The 7,313-nt window shown below is 47.7% G+C and carries 8 protein-coding genes; 5 read left to right on the top strand and 3 right to left on the bottom strand.

Going from position 1 to position 7,313, the window contains the following annotated elements; translation table 11 throughout:
• Nucleotides 1-60: 60 nt before the first annotated feature.
• On the bottom strand, nucleotides 61-1,125 hold the full coding sequence (gene ribD / locus AB7D94_RS09845) for a bifunctional diaminohydroxyphosphoribosylaminopyrimidine deaminase/5-amino-6-(5-phosphoribosylamino)uracil reductase RibD (RefSeq protein WP_420265660.1): 1,065 nt from the start codon (nucleotides 1,123-1,125) through the stop codon (nucleotides 61-63).
• 368 nt (nucleotides 1,126-1,493) lie between these two features.
• Between ribD and AB7D94_RS09840 the strand changes: the two genes are divergently transcribed.
• The 5 genes from AB7D94_RS09840 to AB7D94_RS09820 all read left to right on the top strand — a co-directional run bounded on the left by AB7D94_RS09840 (nucleotide 1,494) and on the right by AB7D94_RS09820 (nucleotide 5,693).
• The gene (locus AB7D94_RS09840) at nucleotides 1,494-2,666 is read left to right on the top strand and encodes a YncE family protein (protein ID WP_420265659.1); all 1,173 of its coding nucleotides are present in this window, start codon (nucleotides 1,494-1,496) and stop codon (nucleotides 2,664-2,666) included.
• A gap of 192 nt (nucleotides 2,667-2,858) precedes the next feature.
• On the top strand, nucleotides 2,859-4,004 hold the full coding sequence (locus AB7D94_RS09835; protein ID WP_420265657.1) for an ABC transporter permease: 1,146 nt from the start codon (nucleotides 2,859-2,861) through the stop codon (nucleotides 4,002-4,004).
• Between the two features lie 7 nt (nucleotides 4,005-4,011).
• Nucleotides 4,012-4,689 (top strand): ABC transporter ATP-binding protein, encoded by a 678-nt coding sequence (locus tag AB7D94_RS09830; RefSeq protein WP_420265656.1) that lies wholly within the window; start codon nucleotides 4,012-4,014, stop codon nucleotides 4,687-4,689.
• 2 nt (nucleotides 4,690-4,691) lie between these two features.
• Nucleotides 4,692-5,168 carry a Fe-S-containing protein gene (locus tag AB7D94_RS09825; protein ID WP_420265655.1) on the top strand — a complete coding sequence of 159 codons (477 nt, stop codon included), beginning with the start codon at nucleotides 4,692-4,694 and terminating at the stop codon, nucleotides 5,166-5,168.
• Between the two features lie 12 nt (nucleotides 5,169-5,180).
• Entirely contained in the window at nucleotides 5,181-5,693 is a 513-nt protein-coding gene (locus AB7D94_RS09820; protein WP_420265654.1) for a peroxiredoxin family protein, read from the top strand.
• Nucleotides 5,694-5,861: 168 nt separating this feature from the next.
• Here the strand turns inward: AB7D94_RS09820 and AB7D94_RS09815 are convergent, their stop codons facing one another.
• Together AB7D94_RS09815 and AB7D94_RS09810 are read right to left on the bottom strand one after the other, a co-directional pair.
• A complete protein-coding gene (locus tag AB7D94_RS09815) occupies nucleotides 5,862-6,647 on the bottom strand; it encodes a lysophospholipid acyltransferase family protein (protein ID WP_420265653.1) in 786 nt (261 codons plus the stop codon).
• A 160-nt stretch (nucleotides 6,648-6,807) separates the two neighbouring features.
• Entirely contained in the window at nucleotides 6,808-6,960 is a 153-nt protein-coding gene (locus AB7D94_RS09810) for a hypothetical protein (protein WP_420265652.1), read from the bottom strand.
• Nucleotides 6,961-7,313 lie beyond the last annotated feature (353 nt).

Raw genomic sequence — 7,313 nt, 5'->3', positions numbered from 1 at the left:
AAAAGCTCAGGTAAAAATGTCGTGGAGTGAGCATAATTATAGAAAGCATGTTCCCCCCGCTCATCGCAAGTAGCCTTCAATAACGATATCGGTGCCCAAAGTCCGAGCCCTCATATCATACACCTCGAAGGGGTTGCTAATACTCCTGAAAGATTTCGACGAGACAGGGCAATAAACACCCTTCCCTCCTATTATCTTTGGCGCTATGAAAAACACCACCTTGTCAACAATACCGTCCTCAACGGCGTGTCCTGTGAGCGACGCCCCGCCCTCTATCATGACCGATGTGATTTTATGTCTTTGCCCTAGCTGCCTCATCAGCCATTTTAAGTCAAGGCGGCCGTCATAGTGGATGAACTCAACACCCTTGCCATATGCCCGCGTGTCAGTTTCTTTCGTAACAATGATAGTGCGCGGTGGGGTTGTCAATATCTCATAATCCAGCGGGGTCTCAAGAGATGGGTCTATGCAGACGCGAATTGGACTTCTCAGCCCCCGCCCACGGGCGGTGAGGCGCGGATTGTCGGCCTTTACCGTGCCGATTGCGGTTAGTACAGCGTCCACGCCGCCACGTATCCTGTGCACATAGCGCCGCGACTTCTCGCACGTAATCCACTTCGATTGCCCGTCGGGGCCGGCCATCTTCCCGTCTAAAGTCATCGCGGCCTTCAGGATTACAAAAGGGGTTTCTGTCGTGATATATTTAATATAGGCCTCGTTGAGCCTCCTCGCCTCATCCTGCAGGATACCAACCTGGGTCTCAATACCCGCATCCCTGAGCTTTTCAATACCCCGTCCACAGACGGCAGGGTTAGGGTCTTCCATGGCGGCAACAACACGTCTTACCTTCGCCCCTATGATGGCCTCCGTACACGGCGGCGTACGCTTGCCCGTATGGCAGCACGGCTCAAGCGAGACGAACAGTGTCGCACCCGCCGCCGCCGCCCCTGCCTTTGTTAATACGAGCGCCTCGGCATGAGGCTCACCCGCCTTTCGATGATAGTCCCCGGCAATAACCCGCCCATCCTTATATAACAGCGCCCCAACCATGGGATTGGGACTGGTGCCGCCAACTCCGCGCCTGGCAAGCGCAAGACAGCGCCTCATCAGTGCCATGTCATCCATCACCTCTGTATTATATATGAAAGGAAGCGTAGTTCTCTATGGCCTCAGGCCACAACCGAAAAAATTTTATGCCGTGACAATAGTCACTATATTTTTTTTGTGGATTGTCAAAATTGCCAGTAGATTTTTTAACCCGTCTATGCTATAATGACGCCAATTAGACGAGGCTGTAAGACGATCTAAATGCAGGTGTGTTGTGATTTTTGTTACCAGGCTCAGCAATTTGCGGCTTAATCGGCAGTTGACACTTATTGGGAGGTGATAATCATCGTGGCTTAAGGACAGGTGTGGTGCAGAGGTGTAATAGCACAAGAGGTGTAGCAGAGGTCTTATTGTATTGCACATGCGTGTAGTTGTCAAACGGGAGGATGAAGCGACTGGAATCTTATTACAGTCACGCGCGGCAGCAGCCGAATTTGGCGGCAGCCGGGTCTAATAACAACAAAAGAGAGTCAACAACAAAAGGGATTAAAGGAGATAAGATGAAAAAGTACCTTGTATTAGCTCTGATAGTGCTTACGATATTGTCAGTCGGCGTGGCCAGCGCTGAGGACGCACCCAAGCTTTCGGGTGTAGCGTATATCCAGGGACATGGCGGACACATTGCGGTTCTTGACCTGGCAACCGGAGAGTTAGCCAGATACTCTCACGGCAAACCATCGGACACGCTCCAGCTTTCAACCGATAAGAAGACCATCTATGTGTTTTCACTTGATGGATTTGAGAAAGAGATCGATGTTGAGACCGGCAAACAGTCTGAATGGATGAAAATCGGTAAAAAACACTGCGGCTCGGCAATCGCCCCCGACGGCACGATATGGGTTTCAGATATGGACGACGGCAATGTCTATGTGTTTGACCCAAAGGCAAAAAAACTTGTTGATAGCTTCCCTGTCAGCAAATCTATCTGCGCCATTGCTTTTTCTAAAGACGGCAAAAACGCCTATGTCGCCGATATGCCCGGAGGCTTTGTAAGTGTTGTTGACGTTAAAACAAAGAAAGTGACGGGACAGATAAAAGACGTAGGGGCATTTATCCACCGCGGTAGAATCAGGCCGGGTACAGACGAGATGTGGCAGTCCGACGGCGCGGAGTTGAAAGACGGCAAACCTGCCGGCGTAGGCTACACGGAAGGCGGCTCTATCCCAGGCTCGGTGACTATTATTGATACAAAGGCAAATAAGGTAATAGACAAGGTGTTGATAGGCGGCAATCCTCACGACGTAGATTTCACCCCTGACGGCAAATATGCCCTCGTGTCAACCAGACAGGTACCCGACCAGGACGACAGTGCGTTAGTAGTTGTCAACGCAGCCAACAGAAGAGTTGTGGATATGCGCGGTGCATGTAAGTTATGCCACTATGCGTTAAACTTTGCAGTACCTAAGAAGACAGACGACGGAAGGCCGTATCTTTGCGCAGTTCAGATAGATTGGGACCGCAAGGGTATCGCGGCAGGCGCCGACCATATCATGCCGAAAGACGCTCAGCCGATGAAGCATGACGAGAAGATAAAGGATATTTCGAAAGAGAAGAAATAACACTAATAACGTTGTTTCAGAATTAAAGACGTAAGGCATACCGGTGTAACGGCACGTGAGTGTTGCACCGGTATATTTTTTTTCATTTGACGCTGTCATTAAACCGCCCTAAAATGTTAAAGTAGTGTTACGATGTCATTTAGTCTGTCAACTTTAGCATATAAAAACATTCGCAGGAAGTTTTTTCGCAGCATGGCGATATCTGCCGCCGTAATGGTCGTGGCCGCTACGCTGTTTTCAGTGACTACTGTGATGGATTCGGTAGAGACAAGCCTGACGCGCGGCACAAGACGACTTGGGGCGGATGTGATGGTCGTCCCTGCAAATTCTGAGTCTAAGGCAATGGCGTCGCTTCTGGCGGGTGAGCCTTCGACTTTTTATATGGACCGGGGCATTGAGGAGAAAATCAGGAAAATTCAAGGGGTAAAAAAGGTTGCCGGCCAGTTGTATCTCAAGACGTCCAGATATAAGTGCTGCGATACCGGAGATATGTTCATTGTCGGGTTCGAACCGGAGCATGATTTTACGATTGCGCCGTGGCTTGCTGAGAGTTTAAAGAAACCCCTCGCACCGAAAGAGGCAATAATGGGGCGCTCTGTGACGGCATACATACCCGGCTCAAGCTTTCAGATATACAGCGAGTTGGTAACAGTCGTCGGAATGCTTGAGGCTACCGGTATGCCGTTTATTGACAATGCCCTTTACCTGCCAATAGAATCGTTTAGGGGAATGGTCGAGACTACGGACAATGGCACAGTGAATGTGTTCGATAAGCTAAACAATGAAATATCCACGATATTGGTACAGACAGACACTGAGTTTTCGCCGCGCAGGGTGGCTATCTTTATAGAAAGCCAGATAGACGGCGTAAAGGCAATCGTGTCCGAGGATGTGGCGGCCTCTGTCAGAAAGCAGCTTTTTATGCTGTTACGCAGCATTCTATCTATCAGCGTAATACTCTGGATCATGTCCATCTTGCTTATCAGCGTGGTCTTCTCTATGATAGTAAACGAGAGGCAGCGAGAACTGGGGCTGTTACGCGCCCTTGGGGCAAAGAGGACAGACATATTCAGGTTGATAATATCTGAGGCGGCGGTGCTGTCGTTGGCTGGAGGGATAATCGGCATAGGCATAGGGGGGATGTTCCTCTACATGTTCAGAGAGCCGATAAAGGCCGCCCTTAACGTCCCTTACATGTGGCCACAGCCCATAAATCTGGTATTGTTAGTGCTGATATGCCTGTTTTTGTCGTTTCTTACCGGCACGCTTGCCGCCCTTTATCCGGCGGTAAAATCAATGAGGATGGAGCCATACGCCGCAATCAGGGGCGGGGAGTAGACGTGCTATGTTAGAGATTAAAGGCCTGCACAAAAACTATAAAGTCGGCAGAGACATAATAAAGGCCGTTGACAACGTTAGTTTCAACGTCGAAAAGGGCGACTCGATAATGATTTTTGGCCATTCGGGAAGCGGCAAGACTACATTATTGAGCATCATAGGCGGCCTGACGAAACCTGACTCCGGCATAATTAAGTATGGCGATACAGAATTATGGTCTCTCACCGACAATGAGTTATCTGAGTTCAGAAACAGGAGGATTAATTTTATCTTCCAGTTCTCAAGCCTAATCCCCACGTTGACCGTGCTGGAAAACGTAATCCTTCCAACCGCGTTTAACAAGGCGGCGGACAAACACAGGGGGATTGACGCCAAAGACCTGCTGTTTATGGTGGGATTGCAGGACAAACTAAGCGCATATCCATCGCAATTAAGCGGGGGGCAGCAGCGCCGTGCGGCCATAGCGAGGGCGTTTATCAATAACCCGGAGATAATCCTCGCAGATGAGCCAACCGGAGACCTCGACGAGGAGACCGAGGCCGAGATGCTCGCGCTCTTTAGAAAAATGAACGCCGAAAACGGTATAACATTTCTAATCGTAACACACAACACCGACATAGCCAGCCAGTGCAACAAGCACTTTGTCATGAACCGGGGGATTTTAATGACTAAGGATATGGGCTGATAATGTCGGCAGGGATTAGAAGACCCACAGATTTCCAACGCTTCATGTACATCTTCCCCCCCCTGCTCTTTTCAATTGCCATATGCGCGTGCGGCACGAGACAATTAGAATATCAACGGGTGGAAGACCACGGCGGCACTATCTCTATCCCGCTCAAAGAGGTAAACAACGGCGATGTGCATTTCTATACGTATAAATATAACGGCACAAACATTAATTTCTTCGTGAGAATGGACGGCAAGGGAAATCTGCACACGCATTTTGACGCCTGCTTTACGTGCTTCAAGTATAAGAAGGGTTACATGGTAGAAGGGACAGAGATAATATGCCGGGAGTGCAAGACAAAATTCCTGCTTAAAGAGGAGAGATGGGCAAATCAGGGCGGTTGTATGCCCATTGATTTAGGCGGTGAAATAATAAAAGACACCTTGGTGATACAAAAGGAAAGGATAATTAAAGGTGAACGATTTTTTAAATAGGGGGACAAAACAATGATTAAATACTGGACGCTCATACTTATTTTATTAATTACCACAACTGTCGGCGCGGTGCCGCCCGCACCTTGGGAAAGCGACGAAATCATAGGCAAGGCCGCCCCTGATTTCACACTAAAGACACTGGACGGCAAGAATTTTTCCCTGTCAACGCTAAAGGGAAAGACCGTTTTAATAAATTTCTGGGCGACATGGTGTCCGCCCTGTGTAGAGGAACTGCCGTCAATGAATAAGTTATATCTCAAGTATAAACAAAAGGGGTTTGAAGTCGTTGCAATATCCCTTGACAGTTCCACGACGAAGGTGAAAAAATATATCGCAAAAAATCCCTTAAGTTTTATCGTCTTATTGGACACTGACAAACGCGTCGCAAAGAAACTATACAAGGTCTCAGCGCAGCCGACAACATATTTAATAAGCAGCGATGGAAAGATTATAAGAAAATTCTTTGGCAGCGTAGATTGGACTGACGAAGTAGTACAGAAAGAAATCGAGGGACTGTTAAAGTAACAGGCTAAAAAAACATGGTTGAGACAGTGATGGTACCAGGCATATCGGATAAGGATGAGACTGCCGGGAGACTGTCTGAGTGATAGAAAGGTTTAAATCCCTCTTGTCCAATAAAACCACTGTTTCGGATATTTTTGTGTACGGTTGGCAGGTTAGAGCCGATGTTTCCTATCGCACAACATTCACGCCCCACTTTTCAAGCCACCCGCATATAAACTCTATGGATTCCTTATGCTCTTCAGCACCCCTGTTTTTTATCCTCATCGGCCTTCCAAAGGTTATATAGACCTTCTTTGACGCATCTATCTTGCCGAAATCCTTCAAAATTCTGCCAGCACGCCACGCATCCGATTTAACAGCTACCGGCACTACCGGCACCCCCGCCCGCAGGGCCAGCTTTATCCCCATCGTGTTATAATTTTTCGGCGAAAAATCCAGCGTCCTCGTACTCTGAGGAAATATTATCATAGACTTCCCACCAGCCAGCTTCTTAGCACCCTCAGTAAGGACTACATTGAGGTCGTCCCGCGCGTTTACCCTTTTTACAACCACAGAATCCATCGCAACCATCACGTCCCTAAACACAGGATATTTCAACAGACTATCCTTTATGACAAAGGTCATCTCCTTGTATGGACATATAAAGCCGGGCAGTACAAAGGTCTCCAGTACGCTCATGTGATTCGGCATATATACGCAAGGCCCGTCAACACTGCTGACATTCTCCACCCCGTTTACCTCAAACTCTACCCCACTACCCTCAAGCGCCTTTAAAATACCGTAAGCAGTGGCATGGAAATTATCGTTTACTAAACCATTTTTCTTTGCCTCAACCCCCAGCTTGTACAAAATGTCAAGCAGTCTCCTGTAAAACCTTAAAGACGGAATCCACCCTGACGTCCTTGCAGGCCGCGGACTTCTGTATGAGCCGTTGATAATATCCAATCCCTTCATCGCCATCATTATACCATAGGAGTTTTTACTTGTAAAACTACATTAAACGGATATGAGGATTTTTTTTAGCGGGCAGTTGGACGCGCAGCCTCAGACTGAAACAGGACTGAGTGCTCCGCCATGCGAGATTTCCTATTTGAGGATGACATTACTGAAATCGTCATCTCAACAGTTCACTCGAATAATACCCGCACCAAAAACAACCCTGCCCATTTTTCATCTGATAGTTCACACATCTGTCCTGAGGGATAAGCAACCCCTCTTCTTTACAGTAAATATTGAAGTGCTCAGTATACACAGCGCTGACTGTCATATTATTTCCCTCCTTGCTTATATAATCGTCAGTTCCCATGATATACTTTAACTATTGCAAGATTCACGCCAGTGCTGTGCCAAAAAATTATCTCGTAAATATAAATAGTTATGAATAAGCCCCCCCCACCGCAACTTCCCATAGGTGCACAGACAGCGCATATTTTGCCGCTTTGTGTCAATATAATCACTGCTGAGGTTGTCACTGGCTTAACATTGTCACTGGCTTAACATTGTCACTGGTGAAGTTTGACTACAGGGCAAACGCATTAGGAATTGCCTCCCTTATTTTTGTCATTCCCCTTATTTTTGTCATTCCGGCTTGTCCGGAATCTGTCCTTATGCCTCAGAATA

It is taken from the genome of Candidatus Magnetominusculus dajiuhuensis, from assembly GCF_046044395.1.
GTDB lineage: Bacteria > Nitrospirota > Thermodesulfovibrionia > Thermodesulfovibrionales > Magnetobacteriaceae > Magnetominusculus > Magnetominusculus dajiuhuensis.
This window is presented reverse-complemented; position numbering and strand designations above follow the sequence as displayed.